General features: G+C 72.3%; 1 protein-coding gene. It reads right to left on the bottom strand.

Annotated elements, in window-relative coordinates; translation table 11 throughout:
- Nucleotides 1-16: 16 nt before the first annotated feature.
- The gene (locus ACFWSK_RS14405; protein WP_383784847.1) at nt 17-655 is read right to left on the bottom strand and encodes a type VII secretion system-associated protein; all 639 of its coding nucleotides are present in this window, start codon (nt 653-655) and stop codon (nt 17-19) included.
- Nucleotides 656-842: the final 187 nt, after the last annotated feature.

Below are 842 nucleotides of genomic sequence, written 5' to 3' on the forward strand. Positions count from 1 at the left end.
CTTTGGAACCAGCAACTCAGGTCGGATTCAGGGACTGAGCCGTTGCCTCTCCCGGCGCCGCTTCCGTCGCCGCCTCCCGCAGCACCGCCGCAAGTCCGTCCGTGGTCAGCACCATGCCGGCCGGGGCCGAGCTGTTGAGGTACAGGCTGTGGCCCGGTGCGATCCGGGCGAGCAGGTCCACGACCTGCAGCCGTTCGAACCCCAGCCGCCCGGCCGCCTGGAGGTAGCGAGGGGAGGTGTAGACCGGGACCACTGCCGTGCCGTCGGGCGCCGACGCGCTCACCGGCTCGCCGTCCACCGTGACCAGTACCGCGACCTCGGCCCTGGCCAGGGCGGCGGTGACATCCTCCGCCGAGCCGTACCCGGTGGTGGCGAGCTGGATGGCGCGGTCCACGTCATCGGCGGGCTCGGGCCACCCCATCGCCTCGGGTGACGGCCTGTAGTCCTCGTTGTCCTCCCACTCGACGATCTCGCCCTCGGAGTCGGAGCGCCACTGACCGACCACCGCCCACGCCGGCGGAGGCCCCTCCCCCTGCCAGGCGGGATCGGTCAGGTAGAGCCAGTGGTCGGGTGCCAGCCTCGCGGCCTGGACGAACTCCTCGGGAGGCGCGGGGTCCATGGGGGCGGCGGGGGTTTCGGCGCCGGGCTCACTCATCGTGTCCTCGCTTGCTGGGGGTATCCGCGTCGGTGCCGGGGCCCGGTGGTGCGGGTGGTGCGGGTGGTGCGGTTGGTGCGGTTGGTCCGGGCCCGGGGCACCCACCGTCATCTCCTGCCACCGCGCACGCGGATCGTCCGCCGGGATGACCAGGGCGGCTCGTAGTGGAAGACACGAAGACATCTCA

Origin of the sequence: Streptomyces sp. NPDC058620 (assembly GCF_042717135.1) — a bacterium.
Lineage (GTDB): Bacteria > Actinomycetota > Actinomycetes > Streptomycetales > Streptomycetaceae > Streptomyces.

Excerpts from the sequence above, each read along its gene's own strand:
- ACFWSK_RS14405 (WP_383784847.1), bottom strand. The coding sequence starts at position 655 with ATGAGTGAGCCCGGCGCCGAAACCCCCGCCGCCCCCATGGACCCCGCG.